This window comes from Synechococcus sp. A15-62 (assembly GCF_014280075.1).
GTDB lineage: Bacteria > Cyanobacteriota > Cyanobacteriia > PCC-6307 > Cyanobiaceae > Parasynechococcus.
Genome location: NZ_CP047950.1, coordinates 436,781 through 451,156 on the forward strand (window position 1 = coordinate 436,781; position 14,376 = coordinate 451,156).

At 52.9% G+C, this 14,376-nt stretch carries 21 protein-coding genes; 5 read left to right on the top strand and 16 right to left on the bottom strand.

What is annotated here, in order from left to right; genetic code table 11:
• Window positions 1-107: 107 nt before the first annotated feature.
• The 4 genes from SynA1562_RS02270 to SynA1562_RS02285 form a co-directional block, all read right to left on the bottom strand.
• Complete coding sequence (locus SynA1562_RS02270) at window positions 108-974, bottom strand: phycobilisome rod-core linker polypeptide (RefSeq protein ID WP_186494587.1); 867 nt, start codon at window positions 972-974, stop codon at window positions 108-110.
• Between the two features lie 339 nt (window positions 975-1,313).
• A complete protein-coding gene (mpeA, locus tag SynA1562_RS02275) occupies window positions 1,314-1,811 on the bottom strand; it encodes a class 2 C-phycoerythrin subunit alpha (protein WP_006850994.1) in 498 nt (165 codons plus the stop codon).
• A 46-nt stretch (window positions 1,812-1,857) separates the two neighbouring features.
• Window positions 1,858-2,394 (bottom strand): bleomycin hydrolase, encoded by a 537-nt coding sequence (locus SynA1562_RS02280; protein ID WP_006850273.1) that lies wholly within the window; start codon window positions 2,392-2,394, stop codon window positions 1,858-1,860.
• Window positions 2,395-2,575: 181 nt separating this feature from the next.
• Entirely contained in the window at window positions 2,576-3,772 is a 1,197-nt protein-coding gene (locus SynA1562_RS02285; RefSeq protein ID WP_186494588.1) for a HEAT repeat domain-containing protein, read from the bottom strand.
• Between the two features lie 249 nt (window positions 3,773-4,021).
• On the opposite strand from SynA1562_RS02285, the gene SynA1562_RS02290 reads away from it, so the two are divergent.
• From SynA1562_RS02290 to SynA1562_RS02300, 3 genes are read left to right on the top strand one after another with little or no spacing between them, the layout of a single operon-like run.
• The gene (locus SynA1562_RS02290) at window positions 4,022-4,342 is read left to right on the top strand and encodes a hypothetical protein (protein WP_186494589.1); all 321 of its coding nucleotides are present in this window, start codon (window positions 4,022-4,024) and stop codon (window positions 4,340-4,342) included.
• A gap of 2 nt (window positions 4,343-4,344) precedes the next feature.
• A complete protein-coding gene (locus SynA1562_RS02295; RefSeq protein ID WP_186494590.1) occupies window positions 4,345-4,626 on the top strand; it encodes a Nif11-like leader peptide family natural product precursor in 282 nt (93 codons plus the stop codon).
• 59 nt (window positions 4,627-4,685) lie between these two features.
• On the top strand, window positions 4,686-4,919 hold the full coding sequence (locus SynA1562_RS02300; RefSeq protein ID WP_186494591.1) for a Nif11-like leader peptide family natural product precursor: 234 nt from the start codon (window positions 4,686-4,688) through the stop codon (window positions 4,917-4,919).
• Between the two features lie 8 nt (window positions 4,920-4,927).
• On the opposite strand, the gene SynA1562_RS12950 is transcribed toward SynA1562_RS02300, so the two are convergent.
• From SynA1562_RS12950 to SynA1562_RS02310, 3 genes are read right to left on the bottom strand one after another with little or no spacing between them, the layout of a single operon-like run.
• Entirely contained in the window at window positions 4,928-5,233 is a 306-nt protein-coding gene (locus SynA1562_RS12950) for a CpeR family transcriptional regulator (RefSeq protein ID WP_071823038.1), read from the bottom strand.
• A gap of 1 nt (window position 5,234) precedes the next feature.
• Complete coding sequence (locus SynA1562_RS02305) at window positions 5,235-5,855, bottom strand: chromophore lyase CpcT/CpeT (RefSeq protein ID WP_186494592.1); 621 nt, start codon at window positions 5,853-5,855, stop codon at window positions 5,235-5,237.
• A gap of 9 nt (window positions 5,856-5,864) precedes the next feature.
• Window positions 5,865-6,407: a phycobiliprotein lyase gene (locus tag SynA1562_RS02310; RefSeq protein ID WP_186494593.1), complete on the bottom strand. Its 543-nt coding sequence runs from the start codon at window positions 6,405-6,407 to the stop codon at window positions 5,865-5,867.
• Window positions 6,408-6,418: 11 nt separating this feature from the next.
• On the opposite strand from SynA1562_RS02310, the gene SynA1562_RS02315 reads away from it, so the two are divergent.
• Window positions 6,419-6,637 (top strand): hypothetical protein, encoded by a 219-nt coding sequence (locus tag SynA1562_RS02315; protein WP_186494594.1) that lies wholly within the window; start codon window positions 6,419-6,421, stop codon window positions 6,635-6,637.
• 58 nt (window positions 6,638-6,695) lie between these two features.
• On the opposite strand, the gene SynA1562_RS02320 is transcribed toward SynA1562_RS02315, so the two are convergent.
• The 8 genes from SynA1562_RS02320 to SynA1562_RS02355 all read right to left on the bottom strand — a co-directional run bounded on the left by SynA1562_RS02320 (window position 6,696) and on the right by SynA1562_RS02355 (window position 13,583).
• A complete protein-coding gene (locus tag SynA1562_RS02320) occupies window positions 6,696-7,430 on the bottom strand; it encodes a phycobilisome rod-core linker polypeptide (RefSeq protein ID WP_186494595.1) in 735 nt (244 codons plus the stop codon).
• Window positions 7,431-7,506: 76 nt separating this feature from the next.
• Window positions 7,507-9,156, bottom strand: a complete 1,650-nt coding sequence (locus SynA1562_RS02325; RefSeq protein WP_186494596.1) for a phycobilisome rod-core linker polypeptide — start codon at window positions 9,154-9,156, stop codon at window positions 7,507-7,509.
• A 55-nt stretch (window positions 9,157-9,211) separates the two neighbouring features.
• The gene (locus tag SynA1562_RS02330) at window positions 9,212-10,096 is read right to left on the bottom strand and encodes a phycobilisome linker polypeptide (protein ID WP_115080295.1); all 885 of its coding nucleotides are present in this window, start codon (window positions 10,094-10,096) and stop codon (window positions 9,212-9,214) included.
• A 172-nt stretch (window positions 10,097-10,268) separates the two neighbouring features.
• Window positions 10,269-10,988: a pentapeptide repeat-containing protein gene (locus SynA1562_RS02335; RefSeq protein ID WP_186494597.1), complete on the bottom strand. Its 720-nt coding sequence runs from the start codon at window positions 10,986-10,988 to the stop codon at window positions 10,269-10,271.
• Window position 10,989: 1 nt separating this feature from the next.
• Window positions 10,990-11,748 (bottom strand): phycobilisome rod-core linker polypeptide, encoded by a 759-nt coding sequence (locus tag SynA1562_RS02340; RefSeq protein ID WP_186494598.1) that lies wholly within the window; start codon window positions 11,746-11,748, stop codon window positions 10,990-10,992.
• A 71-nt stretch (window positions 11,749-11,819) separates the two neighbouring features.
• Window positions 11,820-12,458, bottom strand: a complete 639-nt coding sequence (locus SynA1562_RS02345; RefSeq protein ID WP_255445695.1) for a phycobilisome polypeptide — start codon at window positions 12,456-12,458, stop codon at window positions 11,820-11,822.
• Window positions 12,392-12,817: a hypothetical protein gene (locus SynA1562_RS02350; protein ID WP_186494599.1), complete on the bottom strand. Its 426-nt coding sequence runs from the start codon at window positions 12,815-12,817 to the stop codon at window positions 12,392-12,394. The genes SynA1562_RS02345 and SynA1562_RS02350 overlap by 67 nt, the downstream gene beginning before the upstream one ends.
• 109 nt (window positions 12,818-12,926) lie before the next feature.
• Window positions 12,927-13,583, bottom strand: coding sequence for a TVP38/TMEM64 family protein (locus SynA1562_RS02355; RefSeq protein ID WP_186494600.1), 657 nt, complete (start codon window positions 13,581-13,583; stop codon window positions 12,927-12,929).
• Between the two features lie 119 nt (window positions 13,584-13,702).
• Between SynA1562_RS02355 and SynA1562_RS02360 the strand changes: the two genes are divergently transcribed.
• Entirely contained in the window at window positions 13,703-14,131 is a 429-nt protein-coding gene (locus SynA1562_RS02360) for a hypothetical protein (protein ID WP_255445696.1), read from the top strand.
• On the opposite strand, the gene SynA1562_RS02365 is transcribed toward SynA1562_RS02360, so the two are convergent.
• Complete coding sequence (locus SynA1562_RS02365; RefSeq protein ID WP_186494602.1) at window positions 14,132-14,371, bottom strand: hypothetical protein; 240 nt, start codon at window positions 14,369-14,371, stop codon at window positions 14,132-14,134.
• Window positions 14,372-14,376: the final 5 nt, after the last annotated feature.

A 14,376-nucleotide genomic window follows, 5' to 3' on the forward strand; every position in this document is an offset into this window, starting at 1 on the left:
ATCTAAGCGACGCCGATCAGGCCCTTACCACTCAGTGTTGTCCTGCATTAAAAAGCCCTCTTCCTGGGAAGAGGGCAAGAGTTATGGCATGAATTGCCTGATTAACCTCAGGCAAACGGTTTAACCCCGAACGGTCGGAACGGAACAGGGCCTGTCCTTTTTGGAGGCTGTTGTGCACCATACTTTTGTTGGGGCAGTGTTGGGGCAGCTTTCAGGATTGGCTTCATCATGCTGATCGCGGCAACAGCCAGTTGCGTTGTAGTGCGACTACGGCTCCCTTGTGCATTGTCGCTGACGGCAACCTTCGTGCCGGCTAGTTCACGCATTAAGTTGAAGGAGCTGGTCATCATCCCTGCGTAGGAATCGCCCGCTCGCATGTAAGGAACGATGTCTGATCCAAAAACCTCTGCATATTCTGCGGAATCTGTGAGGCTGTCAATCAGAGCATCAAAACCCTGTTCTGCTTGAAGTTTGATACTGTTTTGAACTTCCTCTTGATTGAGAGGTGCTCTCCCTAATAGGTGTTTGAAATTAAGCTCGATCCCACGTTGTGGGGCAACACTATGAAAATAATTGTCTTTGTAAAACGGAGATTTAGCTAATCCGTTGACAAAGTCGCGGACCGTAATTTCTCCGTTCATCAAGCGTGCTTCAAGTGAGCTGCACCGCTCGTTTTCAGTCGGAGGTAGGTTTCCGTAAACTTGTCTGTAAGCGTCATTAATTGTTCTCTCTAAAGCCCAGGAATCACTGGGGTGATATTCATCAAAAACTGAACCGAAGGGGCATTCGCTATGCAGCCTTGGGCCAATTCCGAGCCCCATCTGAGAACAAGTGTTGCGCTTAAATTCAGCGATTGATCCAGCTACTGTCCGATGAACAGTGTTTTTGCCAGCCTTGCTTGGTATGGCGTACGAGGCTGGCTTGGTGCGGCTAGCCGAAGCCATTCCAGCGAGGCTGGTTTGTGTACTTAACATAAGGTTGGTGAGGGGAGGTGATTTGTGGTGACTCTTCCCAACATGCTTTAAAACAACTCTTTAAGCTGTTGTTAGTAAGCTTTGCCGAGAAAAATTCAGCGAAATTGAGTATTGATACGTTTCGATGCTCATAATTCGCTAATTGCCACAGCGAGTAAACATTGCGTCTTTGACTGTGGCAAAATTGTTTGTTAACTAGCCACAGATTTTCTGGATTGCTCCAGAATTGTTTACTCTTAATTGTCAAGAATTTGTGTTTTTTGATTTTGAAAACAAAAAGGGGTGGGCTTTTGGCCCACCCCTTGGTTAGATCAAAAAATCACTCAGCTTGACTGATGATCAGCCGAGGGAGTTGATCACGTAGTCGAGCAGCTGGTTGTAAGCGGTCAGAGCCTGAGCGCTCATGTCGCGAGGCGCGCAACCGCGGGAACGCAGGTGGGAGAAACCAGCCACGTAGGTGCCAGCGTCGATGCTGAGGGCCTTGTAGACCTCTTTCTGACCGTTGATGGCCAGTTCATCCAGAGGGCCGGTGCCGCCGGTGACCAGGCAGTAGTTGATCAGACGCAGGTAGTGAACGAAGTCACGCTTGCACTTCTCTTTGCCTTCGGTGGCGCACTTACGGGGCTGACGGCCGGTGGCACCGTTGGGGTACTGGGCGTAGACAGCATCAACAGCTTCCTGGGCAACTTGGTCGTAGTTGCTGGCCAGCTTCTCAGCAGCTTCCAAACGAGCAGAGGCGCGTTGGATGGAGCCCTGGACGGACTCCATGTCGGAGGCGGTGGGGAAGCGGGATGCGCTGTCGGCTGCGCCGACGACGGTGGTGATAACGGACTTCATGATTCAGAAGAAGGGTGTTCAGGTGTGCAGAAAATCGATACCTGGCTCAGCTGATGGCGCTGATCACCATGTCGAAGTAGCTAGCAGCTTCACCAGACAGGCTGGCGCAATCGCCAGAGGTCAGAGCCATCTTCTTGGGCTGGCTGTTGGTGTTGGTGATCAGGGCGCTAGCAGCGGCCTTCATGATGGCAACAGCACGTGCGGCGGAACCGGTGGGAACGCCCAGAGCGGCATAGGTCTCGCGGAGACCGTTCAGGCAGCGGTCCTGCAGCACGGAAGCGTCACCGGCGAGCAGCGCGTAAGAGACGTAACGCAGAACGATCTCGCCATCACGCAGGCAAGCAGCCATCTTGCGGTTGGTGTACACACCACCATTGGGGGCGGTCAGGCCGGTGTTCTCGCAGCAGATGCCGGCGACGGCGTCAGACACGATGCAGCTGGCGTTGGAGGTGATGGCGTTCACAGCGTCCAGGCGCTTGTTGCCATCAGCAATGAAGGACTTCAGGGAAGCAAGTTCGCCGCCACCAATAAAGGAGCCGCTGGAATCGGCCGAGACAGCAGCCCGGGAGAATGCGTCGAGCATGGGGGTTGTGGAATACGTTGTTTGGGGAGATGCATTCCGCATCACGAATGACATTACCCCTGCTTCCCAGACCGACTTCCTGAAGGAGGACGTCAGGACACACAAGTTGACAAAGGCGAAATCAGTAAGGGTGTTTCGTCAACCAACGTCCGACAGTTCACCTTATTTACTGCTCGTCTTTTTATGACAACTGTTTAAGGACGCGTTGGCAGGTCCATTTCAGTGGTAGCCAGAAGGCACTGACTGAAAGCTCCTCCAGGAGCGGCTTTTGGTCCACAAGGCCCAAGCGGAGGCACCCCCATGCAGCAGCAATGCGGGATTTGGTGTATTGAGGAATTGTTTCGGCTAAGGCAAGCCTGATTAGATCGCTTCGTTCTTCCAAACCCTGAAGACCGACGACGGCAGTCAGGTAATAGTGCGTAACGTAATCACTCCATAATTTTTCTTTAATTTCGTTAATTAAAATCATTCTCTCTGCTTTAGGCATGGCCATCAAGCTTGAGGCACCACCGTATTGGCGTGCTTCGTCGCGATGTTGAAGGTTGTTTTCGATCTCTGTAGGCTCAATATCACAAATCCACTCTTTCCTAAGTTTGAGTTGTTGAGGGTTGTCTTGTAAGAGTTGTGTTATCAGCTCTGCATATTTTTCCGGTACCTGGCATGTCTTATCAGGATCTACCAACTGAAATGCACTTCTGGCCCGCAAAGACATCGACACGGGAGCTGTGACAAGAGCTTCTAGCCTTGTAACGTCACCTGCATCGCCTAAATCAATTACGGCAGAGCGCCTCCGTCCGGCGATTGGATCAACAAGTTGCGGAATGAGGACTTCAAGCCCATCTGGTTGTAGGGCAACTTTTGACATGTATGCCCTCGCTGCACCCGCAACCAAGGGATTGGAATCATCCTGGAGGGGGCTGATGCTGTTGATGACTCCGGGGACCCCTAAGCGACAAAATGCCTGTATGACAGCGCGCTTTTGAATATCCTCGCCCTTAAGGGCTTCAAGTAATTTTTCATGATCTGCTTCTGTCAAAGGTGCGTCGATTTTTGTAATCGCTTCTACAGAATTAATTACTGCAGCTTCATCGCTGCATTTTAAGGCCTTAAATAAAGAGGGTAGGGCCTTCGGACTTTTTCGTCTGCCAAGGGCGTCGATCGCCTTGCGTCGCGTGATTCGATTAAAAAGATGCTCTGGATCCAGCTCTGCAGCCTGTATCAGCACATCGAGTGATTCTTCGCTATTACTTGCCCCAAGCCTTGTGGCTGCCATGTATTTATCAACGGGCCTCTCGAGTGAGTCTGGATCAGCCAAAATCACCGCCATGGCCCGCTCTTCCGTCAAGCCTTCAACTAAGTTGTCGAATCGCTCGGCCATGTTTAAAGAGTCATCAATGAAAAACCTGGATTTTCTGTCAGCTGGTGTTGAGCTGCAGTTTTAGAGCAGCTGACCTGATTCTGTTGAATCGTAGTGACGTTGAAATTCCATCATCTCTTTAACCATAGCATTGACGTCTTAATCTCAGTGATGATTTATCACTGGTCGATTGTCTTCTCTAATCTGCTCTGCCCCTTCATGAATTACGTCCTCGTCATCTGTTATCGTAATTAGAGGGATTTTTGTATCATGCCAGTCTCCCCCGAGCTCGAGCAGGCTCTTCCTAGATTTGTTGAAGCTGTCCAGAAATCAACAGATGTCCAAGAGCAATTGAACTTGGTTGATGATTTGAACCAATTAAAAGCAATTGTTAATCGTGTTGAGCCTTCATTGACTGGATCGGCACTAATTCCTTATGAACAGGCTACGAGCCCTCCTAAAATTACTATTGATTCAGGTATTTTAGAGAAAAAAATTCCCTGGCGGTTATTGCGGTGTCCTGGTGGACCTTTGGTTCTGCAGATGATTTGTGAGAAGGTGAATTTTGCGCTTTGGATTGAAAGCTGCTGACGATGTCCGTTTCTGTTATTGATGATTTTGTGCAGATGGTTATTTATGATCATTCTGTTGCAACTGGCTTGAAGTCTTGCAAGACAGACCAAGATATCGTTGATTTTGCTGCTTCCTGTGATTATATTTTTTCAATCACAGCTTGGCTTCAGTATGTTGCAACTGATTCTGCTGGTTTATCTGAATCTGAACTCTTAGCAATTAATGCCATCGAAAGCGACCACTGGTCATGGGCATTCCGTAAGGTCGCCCCGTGGAGAGCCATGTTGATGGATGGTGCCTAGCTTTACGGTCTACTCATGGGAATTTCGTTTAGAATTTTTAGAGCTTTCGATGCCTCTTGATGACAGATTCTCCTCTTAGTGCAAATCAAGATCAAGTCTTAGAGGCTTTTATCAATCAAGTTCGTCAAAATCCAGATCTCAAAGCTCAGATTAAGGCTGCCCTTAATCAGGACCAAGTTATTGAAATAGCTGCTGCCAATGGTTTTGATATTGACTCCTCCGCTATTTTGAGAAAATGGAGCAAACATACTGATTTCAGCCAAGACACCTGGATGGGCTGGTTCGAAGAATGAATACTCACTCAAGAATTGATTTCTGAATATCTTGTTGTTTTACTGCCTTTCTTTGCCCAATAAGTGACTAGATCTTCTCCCCCTGGTCTAGGTACGCTTGCAGTTGCTTGCAGTATTTTGAACGATCGTCTTGGTCCCATCGGCCAATTTCCTATTGCCTTGACTGTTCTTATTCTCCCACCAATTGCTTGAACAGAAGCCTCAAACTTGTCAAGTTGAGTTTGATCAACTGTTTCGAATATAAAGTCTGTGCCAACACATATTAGATGTTGTGAGCGTATCCAAGACTTCATTTGTTTTTTGACATCTTCCATTCTAGGTTTTCGAATTTAGCCACTCATCATTGATTTCCTCGGAGAAGCTTTGGGTTCTTTTAAATCTCAGAAGTCCGTGTTCAGAGCCCCAAATTTGTTCATCAGTGTTTGGATCAAAGCCTCGATCGCGACTAATCCAGTTTTCTTGGTCTACCTCAACTTCACTCACAAGATAAGTGAGTTTTCCGTCTCGTGGAACCAAGCAGTTTTTTCCTGGTTCAACTTTTCCAATGTAATGTCCCTTTTCTTTGCGATGAAAGTGCATGGCACATCCACACCGTTCTTTTAGGGTTGCGGAATCGATTGCATTCATGATTTGGGGATCTCGACCAGCTCCCGCTAATCTTCTGGGATTTGTAAACCCATAGTTTTCAACCACAAAAGTATCTTCATGCGCTGTCAATCGGTGAATGCCCTGTCGGTAGGGATCCCACGGTGCATAGTCGTAACATTGCTCCGAATAAAAGCCTGGCCCTTCGAAAATATGCCAGGGCAATGGTCGAAAAAATATATTGATACGTGCAAAATCTTTCGGGTCTTTTTGGGACTGTTCGATGTTGTCGTACACGCCCGCAAGAGTTTTGGCGAACTCGGCAAGGGATAAATTCAAATTCTTGTTCATCTTTGGTAATTATGCATTAATTCGTCTGACTTCTGATGCAAAAGATGTTTGGAGTACGCCTGATCCGGCTGAAGTTCTCAAAACTGATGATCTGCAGCGCACATTCTCTGAGACAAACCAAATTCTTTCTTCGGCAATGGACTGTTCGTAGTTTGTTGTGAGCGTGAATGTGCCGTCGTTTGCAAAGTTGTATTCAGAGATGGCCGCATCAGCTTCTGCATAGCCAACACTTCGGATCAGCGTCCCCGAAGACATATCTTTGACAAAAGGAATAATAATGCAAGAGCCTGAGGATACTTCTGATGGGTCATCTGGTTCCCAGTCACTTTCTGCGCACCATTCCATTTTGAATGGAGATGAAACTGTATCTAAATCATATTTATTGGCTAGAGATGATTCAAGTAATTGTTTGACTGTAGAATCTTCTTTGCTGATCTCTTTGATCGTAACTTCGCTCAGAACCTCTTCGAACTGTTGAAAAGCTAAGGAGTGACCCGATCGCATTGAGCGCCATTTACCTGTACTTTGAGCAACAAATTGCTCAATCGTCATGCAGGCTTGTGTTGTTTTCTGAGCTGAGCTCATCCAGCGAAGGAGAGTTGATGTGCATCATGTTAACCATGGAGTCGACCATCATGGACATGGCCATGGGTGTTGATGAGACCGACTGCAGGAATGTTGTGTTCCTGTTTGGGTTTTCGCTGGAAGGTGGACGCAGAATGGGCATGTCTGAAACTAAATTTCGTTTTGTACCTGTTGACTGGCGTCTATTGGCCGGTTAACGATCACCAGAAGATTATGACTGAGCATCCAGTCAAATCTGCCAGATATCCCCAAGGGTTAAGCCTTCGCAATAGAAAGGATCTGGCCGCCCTGCGACAGAATTGATTTGATGGTGGCTGACATGGAAGTTTGAGTCACCACCGACTTTTGAACTGCTCGGCGGTTGGCACCCACCTGACGACGTGATGTCCAGTTGATGGTCAAAGACTTGGCGTTGCCAACGCTTCTGCGATCTTGTGCCTCTGGTGAACTGCCAGTGCAGAGACTATTCAAGAGTTTCGAATCTGTTTCTGCGTTGTCGTATCCGGCATATCCGGCATCCAAAGCCTTCGCACGTGTGAAGTACAGCGTGCTTCCGCCCACCACGGTCTGAGTTGCACGATTGTATGGAACTTGGTCGATGCCAAAGGCAGAAAGGTATTCATCGCTGTAGGTGTAACTGGCGATTTCTGCTTCGTATCCCTCTTCCTGCAGCAGTCGAACATGGCTCATCAACTCGGCTTGGTCACGGGGAGGACGGCCTAGTAGATGTTTAAAGTTCAGTTCAACAAAGCTGTAGGGGCTGTTGCATTCCAGGAAAAGCTTTTTATAGGTTTCCGACTGTGCGAGAGCCGTTACCAATCCTTGAACCGTTAGGTCCCCGTTCATGAACAGTGCCTCAATAGAGGGGTTCAGATCGAGTTCCATCAGGTGTCGATTGCCAAACACCTGGCGGTACGCTTGGCGGATCACATCTGCAGCATGTGACGTGTCGACGTTGGCTGCCGAGGAAAGAGTTGTTGGCCCAGTCATTTTTGTATGAATAGAAAGTGATGTGAGTGAGCCACCCCTTCAGGAAGTGGCTCCCTGTTGCAGCAATCGAATGCTCCTACATCACTTCAGTGATGGAAACGATCTTGCCTCCACGTGCATGGATGTACTTCATCTGGCTGCTCATGTCTTTTCCAGACACGACGTAGCTGTTTCCAGCTGTGCGCTGACGGGAACGAGCTGCCTGCGAAGCAACAACAATGCGGTACCGCTTCTTGGTGGGATCAGCTGCGCCTGATTGGGTACCGGTTCTGTTAGCCCGGCTGGTGGTTTTGCTCCAGCCACTGGGAGCCAGGCCTGTGGCGACTGAACTCACCAAAGCGGAGCTGCCGAGGACCGTATCGCTCGCCGCATACCCTTCTGCCAGGCTCAGTTGACGGTTGAAGTCAACTTGAGAGCGGCCGCTTTCCGTGAGGATTCGAGCGAACGGAACTGTGTCTTCACCAAAGGTGTTCTGGTATTCCAGGCTATCCACATAGCTGGAGATTTCCGCCTCGTAGCCACCTTCGGCAAGGATCTTGGTGTGCTCGCTGATTTCCGCTTGGGACCGCGGCGCTCTTCCCAGGAAATGTTTGAAGTTCAGCTCGATGAATCGATATGGCGCGCTGGTTTCGAAGAAACGGCGCTTGTATTCGGCTGAAAGACCCACAGCACGAACGAATTCACGTGTACTCAGATAGCCATCGATGAATTTGCTTTCCGCGGAGACAACCCGTTCGAATTCCATCAGATGGGGATTGCCCATCACCTGTTTGTAGGTGGAACGAATCAGCGCGGCGAGCTGATCGGGGCCGTCACCAGGGCAACGTTGGAAAGTTTCTTGCTCCCGCTGGCCGAGGCCGAAGGTGACATACATATCACCGCGCATGGGTGCAGAGTCTTTGCCTGAGGTGATGCCAGGTGCTTTGCTGCTGAACTGCGTGGCCGTGAAACTTCCAGACGATGGACGCAGACCAACAGGCTGACTAGGCAGGCTGATTCGCGGAGCCACGCCATTGGCAAGGCTGCGGGTTAGCGCCGGGCCTGCGCCGCGGGCACTATCACTGCCGGCAAAACTCTTTTGAAGAGCGGCCAGCATTGGGAAGGCTGCTGTTGATAAATCAGCGGGAGAAGACCATGAACGGGCATAGGGCACCACGTCGCTGCCGAAGACTTCGAGGTATTCCGCGGAGTCGACGATGCTGTCGACCAAGCCGTCGTGACCGTGTTCTGCCAGAAGGGCAATTTTTGACGAGATTTCAGCCTGTGTTTCAGGTGCACGACCCAGCAGATGCTTGAAATTCAGCTCGACACCCCGCTGTGGAGCAACGCTTCTGAAGAAGCGGTCCTTGTAGAAGCTGGACTTGGCCAGGCCGCGAATGAAGTCACGCACGGTCAATCGACCGTCCCGCAGCTGAGCTTCCAATTCCGAGCAACGCTCGAAATCCATCACGTGGGCGTTGCCAAAAATCTGTCGATATGACGCACTGATCACGGTCTCCAGAGACGCGTCATCCTCTGGCGAGTAGCACTCGCTTGTGACGCGATGGGGGCAGTCAGCGTGACTCCGGGGACCAACCCCAATCGCCATCTGATCACACGACTGCTTTAGAAATTCGCCATTGGTTAGGGCAGTGCTTTGTTCTGCTCCTCCCTTGCGCTGGAAGCGAACGGGATCATTCCACTTGGTGGTTGCGCCGAAACCGAGGGAGGATTGGGTGCTGGCCATTGTTTTGGTGAGGGGAGAGGGGAGTCGTTAGCGTCGAGATAAATGCGGAGCTGGGTTAAGTCACCGGCGTAATGCTGGCGATTTTGCCGCCCTCGTTATGAATGCGTTTGAACTGCTCTGAGAGCTTGTCGAACGGCACGTAGAAGATTCGGTTGCTTCGGGTGTAGCGGGAAATTCGCCTCACATTGTTGGCTTTGTAAGCCGTGACTTCGACGCGATACGTAATGCCTTGATCGCCTGCGCCAACCCCGAGACGTGTGGGTGCGTCTTGAAGGTTGGTCGAGGGACGGAAACTCCAGCCAGCCGTTTCTTTGGATGACGGGGGAACCACTGCGATGGCTCTGTTCAAATAAGCCGAACCACCCAGCTTGCTCCTGTTGCCTGCAAGATCACCCTTGAGGCTGCTGCTGCTGTTGCCGCGCAGCAACTGAAAGCTCCAGGTGAATTCCTGCAATGTCGCACAGCTTTCGGTCTTCCAGCCCCGCTGATAGGGGACCGTCCACTCGCCGAAGGTGTTCTGGTATTCAGCGCTGTTCAGGAAGCTGTCGATATCAGCCTCATACCCTTGGCTGTCCAGGCGATCGGCGTGCTCACGCATTTCCGCGTAGTCAGCAGGTGCGCGACCGAGAAGATGGCGGAAGGCCAGCTCGATGTAGCGGTATCGCGCGCAGTTATCAAAGAAGCGGCTTCGGTACAAGTCGCTTTTGGCAATGCGGCCCACCAGCTCACGAACGCTGATTTCACCGAGCTTGAACTGCGACTCTTCGACGATCTGCCGCTCGCTGTCCATCACGTAAGCGTTGCCAAGCACTTGCTTGTACACAGCACGGATGATCTGTTCTTTCCTGGCGTCCTCATCGCCTGGGATCAGCTCGAGAGGGGCTTCACTCTCCTCAGAGAAGCGTTCGACCCCTAGAAGCGAGGCTGGACCGAAAGGCATGAATTCACACGCAGTGGTTCGACTAATAGTCCTTCAGAAGCTCACGCCCGAAGAGCATTCTTTATAAACCTCAATCAATTGTGTCCGACTGTTGCGTCACGGGCTGATTCCTGCGCCGTGACGGCGATCTCGGCGGGTTTTGTAGGAAAAGTTTGGATGCAAATGGCTCGCTTTAGGCGTCCTGCCCTTGCCCCTTGATCAGGGACTCAAGGCTCGCCCTTGTCGTGGAGCGGGTCATCGGATTCCAGCAGTCGAGTTCCTGGACGGATCGACTGAGCAGAGCACCAATTTGATCCTCCAGTCCGGTGCAGAGCGAAAAGTCCGCCCCCCGAATCGACGTCACCGTTTCAAGTGCCGCCCCCTCAAGGTTGGCCCCGCGAAGATCGGCCATGTCCATCTCGCAGGTTCCGAAGCGGGTCCCCCGGCACATGGCTCCGCGAAACGTGGCTGATCGCAGGTCAGCGCCTGCTAAGGAAACGCCATCGAGCAAAGCTCCACTCAGATCTGAACCACTCAGATAGGCGCCCATCAACACGCTCCCTCTGAGATCCATCCCGCGCAGATCTGTGCTGTTGAGAAAAGCCCCATTCAGCTTCGCCCCGGGGCCAACGGCACCGCTTGTGTTCAGTGCAAAGCCCTCAGGCACCAGGGTGGTCTGGTCGTAACGGGCCAGACGTAGATCAGCTCCCTCGAGTTGGCACTGGCTGAGGTTTGTGCCGCGTAGATCACAGCGACAGAGCTTGGCGTCTCTTAGGTCGAGTTCTCCTAAGTCCTGACCGCTCCAGTCAGCCCCTCGAGCATCGATTGGATTTGTGGCTGAGCTTGTTGCTCCGCACGTTTCGGGTGCCGTCCACTCACGCAGATTTAGAGCCCCAGATTTGGGCATCGACATCTCAGTTGCGCAGCATCGAGACAACGATGGTAATGAGCACCCGCACGATTTCGAATCCACCGACGGCAAACAGGCCGAGCCAGAGCTTGAGAGCGAAAGCAGGGGGTTCCTCGTTCACCCAAGTGGCAGCAACCTCCAGTCGTTCTGACTGCGCACCTTGATGGATAGGCGCCCGATCTTGAAGGGCGTCGCGCCAGTCGGTTCCGTAGCGGGGGAATTGTTGGTAGATCGGGATTTCCCCAAGGGGCCGCCCGGGCAGAACGCGTGAACGTTGCTGAGGAACCAGGTCGTACCCGAAGCAGTTCATGTATTCCGGGCTGTCGAGTAGGGCGTCGATGAAGGCGGTAAAGCCCTTCTCTCCGATCACGATCGACCAGGCCCGGCGTTCGGCGTCGCCATGGGTTGGGCGCCCGAGCACGCGTCCCACCACCTGATCCACCATCCGGTAGTTCGAGTTGCACTGGTAGTAGCCCTGCTGGAAGCGTTCCGACAGCAGCAGACCTCGGATGAAATCCCGAACCGTGATGTTGCCGCTGCGGAGCTGTGATTCCAGGAACGGTTCGCGATCACTGCGCATCGCATGGAAGAAGACTTGGCGATAGGCCTGTTCAATCAAGCTGTCCATCTCTGCTCTGGCGCTGTCATCGCCCGCTGCAGAGGAGGCATATGTTTGGGGCTTGATGGTGCTGTTGTCTCCGGCCAGGTTGCTAACGCGACCGTTTTGGGTGTTGAGCGGGTACCCAAGAAGCGGGATGGCCATGGGGTGCTCCGTGAGTAGAAATACTTGGATGTAATCCTCTCTTGATCAAAAAAATTTGGTGGTAGCGCTTATCAGCTCTTAACTGCAGATTTGTTGAGCTCGGCGTGTAGGTGCTGGAAGCAGTCGCGGATCAACTGACGGTCGTTCGATCGCGAGACCCCTTCCAAGGCCTTCTCTTTAAGCTGACCGAGGGCGATGTTCATCCCCTCGATGGGCACGTTCATTCGTCTGTACAGCTCCCGAAGGGCGGCCATGCCGCTCGGGTTTGTAAAGCAGCTCTGGTTGCAGGCCACCGCGTAGGTGATCACGCGTAGAAAGTTCCAGCAGTCCCTCCAGCAGGTCTCTGCCCTGTCTTCCGGGTGAAGAGCTCCTCCCGGTTGCACCAGATGCGGCTGGGTCTCAATCAGATGACCCCGTGCCTGGTTCACCAGCTGATCCGACCGTTGGATCAGGCTGCCGGGAAGCAATTTATCCATACCGGAGACCTGGCAGATCGTTGCGAGCTCATCAGCCGTGAGCTGGCGTTGGGCTTGATCAGCACGCTCAAGAATGCTGCGCGTGGCCTGAGGCAAATCCTGGTTGATGCTCAGTCCTTGAACCTGTGCGGTCTGCAGCAGGGTCTTGAAGTCGATGTTCTGGAAGTTCAAGGGTTGACGCTGGCCACCGGTGTGGCGATCAGCCAGCCGTGGCGTTCCAGGTAAAAAGCCCACACCAGGTCGTCCCCCAGGCCAGGACAACGGCTGATGGCTGCTTCCGTGAGTTCAGTTGGTACCCCCAACTGCGTCAACAGCCAGCCAACTGAGTCTGGGCTTGAGGCCGTCGCTGTGCGGATGGCAGATCCCACCACCCAGGTCAGGCGGGTGTCCTTGAGGTCTCCATTGCTTTCTTCGCAAGCCAAAAGAAGGTTGGCCGCCGTGGTGTGTTGATCAAATGTCTCCTGCCAGAGCGCGATGTTTTCATCACGGAGGTTGATCCGAAAACAGCCCTCTCCCACCGGTAGATCCAGCTCACCGCTGCTGCCGGCCTGGTTCTGCAGGGTGGCAATTCTCGGATCTGCCAGTGCGCTCATCGAGAAACGCCGATCAATTCGAATGTAACCAGTGTCCAGGAATTTCCTCGACCCAGTCAGCGGTTCGTGGGAATCGACATGGATCGGCTGTCATCCCCTAGGGCTCCTGTCAGGAGTGGTTGTTGGAGGGCGCCTCTGAGGATTTCTTTTTCAGCACACCGGTGATGGTTGCCAGAGCAAACATCGCCAGCAGAGCCAAGCCCAGGGTGAGGCTGGCGCCCTGAGCGGCACCAGCTCCAACAGCCACGAGGATCGAATCGCTGATCAGCACGCTGATCAGCAGGGCGGGAGCAAAGAGACGCCAGTGGGTGCGGCTGATCCCGATGGCATAGCTGAGGAAATCAAACAGCCCGGTCATCAGCAGGCCTGTCATCAAGAAGAAGTTGCCTTCCAGCTGGTTCTTGCTGAAGCCATCGATGCGTTTCATCGCGCTAGCCCCCACCAGGCGGCTCACCGGTCCGCGTCCCCAGCGGCGGGCGATGAAGAAGGCCGCGCTGCAGAACACCAGGTCTGACAGGATGATCGTGAGGTAGCCCGCTTTGAAGCCCAGCAGCGAGCCGGCCAGCAGGGAATACACCGAACTGGGCAGCGCTGGCAGGATAATGCTCACCCCTCTCAGCAGGAACAGTCCGAGCGGGGCCCAGATGCCCATCTCATTCACGGCGCTTTGCAGCGGTGCGATGCCGTATCGCTGCAGATAAACGACGGCAACAATGAAGATGGCGACCCAGGCGCTGATCTTCAGCCCCGTCTTCAGCCTGGACATCTCTTCAATCGCTCGAAAGCCCTGGGGAATGTAGGCCAGTCGTGGCTTTTCCCAGGGCCGTGGACACGAAGCTCAGCATCGATACCATCAGCGAAATTTCTCAACACGAGGCCAGCCCGGTGACCACCACCTCCCCGCGCACCGCGTTCGAGCAACAGCTGTGCACCCACCTGCTCAGCCTCAGTGAAGTGGTTGAAACGCTGGCGGATCGGTTGATGGAGCTGGAGACGCGGTTGGCCGCTGTTGAGGGCCAGCAACAGGAGGATGCGGAAATCGCCGCGGTCAGCGATGACGCCGGCGAATTGCTCCTAGCCAGCGAAGAGAAGGTGCGGATGCTTCGGGATCGTCTGAGCCCAGGCGAGGTGGTGGAGCTTCACCCTGATTCCCATGCCGAGGAAGCTCCAGCAGACGAAGATCACGACATCTCAGAAGCTCCTGAAATGGAGATGGACGACGACCGCGTCGAGGACGAGGCCTTCAGTGACGAGACCCTCAGCGATGACACGGAATATGTGGATGATCCCCAGATCGATCTGCTCTCCGCCTGATCAGGCCAGTTCCAGCAACCTGATCCTGAATGCGGCCACCTGGCGTGCCATGTCCGGGGAACTGATCAGGAAGGGGTGATCGGCCATCGCCTCCAGCACGGCTTCGAGATGCTCCTCCTGGCTGAGTTCAGCCTTGTTGCTGCCTCGCAGTTGCTTCCAGGTGCGGTCGAACACCATGGCAAAACTGTCCGCGTTGTCGAAAACGCGGTCTGTGCCTGCATCTGGGGAGATGAATGACACGGCAG

Coding starts and splice junctions, on each gene's coding strand:
- SynA1562_RS02270 (WP_186494587.1), bottom strand. CDS start 974: ATGTTAAGTACACAAACCAGCCTCGCTGGAATGGCTTCGGCTAGCCGC.
- mpeA (WP_006850994.1), bottom strand. CDS start 1,811: ATGAAGTCCGTTATCACCACCGTCGTCGGCGCAGCCGACAGCGCATCC.
- SynA1562_RS02280 (WP_006850273.1), bottom strand. CDS start 2,394: ATGCTCGACGCATTCTCCCGGGCTGCTGTCTCGGCCGATTCCAGCGGC.
- SynA1562_RS02285 (WP_186494588.1), bottom strand. CDS start 3,772: ATGGCCGAGCGATTCGACAACTTAGTTGAAGGCTTGACGGAAGAGCGG.
- SynA1562_RS02290 (WP_186494589.1), top strand. CDS start 4,022: ATGCCAGTCTCCCCCGAGCTCGAGCAGGCTCTTCCTAGATTTGTTGAA.
- SynA1562_RS02295 (WP_186494590.1), top strand. CDS start 4,345: ATGTCCGTTTCTGTTATTGATGATTTTGTGCAGATGGTTATTTATGAT.
- SynA1562_RS02300 (WP_186494591.1), top strand. CDS start 4,686: ATGACAGATTCTCCTCTTAGTGCAAATCAAGATCAAGTCTTAGAGGCT.
- SynA1562_RS12950 (WP_071823038.1), bottom strand. CDS start 5,233: ATGGAAGATGTCAAAAAACAAATGAAGTCTTGGATACGCTCACAACAT.
- SynA1562_RS02305 (WP_186494592.1), bottom strand. CDS start 5,855: ATGAACAAGAATTTGAATTTATCCCTTGCCGAGTTCGCCAAAACTCTT.
- SynA1562_RS02310 (WP_186494593.1), bottom strand. CDS start 6,407: ATGACGATTGAGCAATTTGTTGCTCAAAGTACAGGTAAATGGCGCTCA.
- SynA1562_RS02320 (WP_186494595.1), bottom strand. CDS start 7,430: ATGACTGGGCCAACAACTCTTTCCTCGGCAGCCAACGTCGACACGTCA.
- SynA1562_RS02325 (WP_186494596.1), bottom strand. CDS start 9,156: ATGGCCAGCACCCAATCCTCCCTCGGTTTCGGCGCAACCACCAAGTGG.
- SynA1562_RS02330 (WP_115080295.1), bottom strand. CDS start 10,096: ATGCCTTTCGGTCCAGCCTCGCTTCTAGGGGTCGAACGCTTCTCTGAG.
- SynA1562_RS02335 (WP_186494597.1), bottom strand. CDS start 10,988: ATGTCGATGCCCAAATCTGGGGCTCTAAATCTGCGTGAGTGGACGGCA.
- SynA1562_RS02340 (WP_186494598.1), bottom strand. CDS start 11,748: ATGGCCATCCCGCTTCTTGGGTACCCGCTCAACACCCAAAACGGTCGC.
- SynA1562_RS02350 (WP_186494599.1), bottom strand. CDS start 12,817: ATGAGCGCACTGGCAGATCCGAGAATTGCCACCCTGCAGAACCAGGCC.
- SynA1562_RS02355 (WP_186494600.1), bottom strand. CDS start 13,583: ATGTCCAGGCTGAAGACGGGGCTGAAGATCAGCGCCTGGGTCGCCATC.